This is a genomic window from Pseudomonas sp. SJZ078 (genome assembly GCF_007828255.1).
In the GTDB taxonomy this organism is placed as follows: domain Bacteria; phylum Pseudomonadota; class Gammaproteobacteria; order Pseudomonadales; family Pseudomonadaceae; genus Aquipseudomonas.
The window spans coordinates 1-1,215 of record NZ_VIUG01000082.1 but is presented as its reverse complement, the minus strand read 5'-3'; the positions used below and the strand labels follow the sequence as shown (position 1 = coordinate 1,215).

The window sequence follows — 1,215 nt, the reverse complement described above, 5'->3', positions numbered from 1 at the left end:
CGGCCGCCAGCGGTGAAGCAGGCAGCGGTCATCGCGCTGTGCACGCGAAAAGAAAGTGCGAAAGCCCTGGCTCAAAAGCTGGGCGTGTGCAGGCCGACCTTGTACAACTGGAAAAACCAGCTACTCGGCCCAGAGGTATCCCCATCCATGAAGTGTCGGCTTGAACCCTCATCGTCACCGGAACGAGAGGAGTTGCAGCGGCAACTCGAATCTCTCCAGCTCGATGTTCGCCGTTTGCAGCTTGAACATGACCTGTTGATGAGGGCGAATGAACTCATAAAAAAAGAGACGGGCATCAACCGGCAAGTCCTGACCAATCGGGAGAAGACATTGCTGGCTGATGCCCTAAGGCAGAGGTACTCCTTGCTAGAGCTGCTTGACGCGTTGGGCTTGGCCCGAAGCTCCTATTTCTATCATCGAGCCCGAATGCAGGTCGCGGAAAAGTACACCGAAGTGCGTCGTGCCATGGCGGACATATTCGAGCGCAATCATCGTTGCTATGGCTACCGTCGGATGCGAGCTTCGTTGAGCAGGCAGCGTGTGCGCCTTTCAGAGAAGGTGGTGCAGCGCTTGATGAAGCAGGAGTGCCTAGTCGTCGCCAAGCCGAAACGGCGTCGATACGGTTCCTACCTCGGGGAGATCAGTCCGGCGCCGGAAAACCTCCTCAACCGCGACTTCACGGCCCTAGCTCCGAATGAGAAATGGCTGACCGACATCTCGGAGTTCCAGATCCCGGCCGGCAAGGTGTACCTGTCCCCCATGATCGACTGCTTCGATGGGAAGGTAATCAGTTGGTCGATCGGCACGCGTCCCGACGCCGAGCTTGTGAACACGATGCTGGATGCCGCTGTCGAAACGGTGGCCAGCAACGATAAACGGCCTGTTGTTCACTCCGATCGTGGCGCTCACTACCGCTGGCCCGGCTGGCTATCGCGCATCGCTGATGCGAAGCTGATTCGTTCGATGTCGCGCAAAGGCTGCTCACCTGACAACGCGGCTTGTGAAGGTTTCTTCGGCCGACTGAAAACGGAGCTGTTCTATCCTCGCAACTGGCAGTCAACGAGCATCGAGCAGTTCATTCAGGCCTTGGATTCATACATTCGCTGGTACAACGAAAAACGTATAAAGATTTCCCTCGGCGCTCTCAGTCCCGTTGAGTATCGTGAGAGCCTGGGCTTCGCGGCATAACCAGTCCAAGTTTTTGTCCGCATCCCC

1 protein-coding gene is annotated in these 1,215 nt (G+C 57.0%); it reads left to right on the top strand.

Going from position 1 to position 1,215, the window contains the following annotated elements; translation table 11 throughout:
- Positions 1 to 1,188: IS3 family transposase (locus FBY02_RS28005; RefSeq protein ID WP_144931774.1), on the top strand; the 1,188-nt coding region annotated here is incomplete at its 5' end.
- Positions 1,189 to 1,215: the final 27 nt, after the last annotated feature.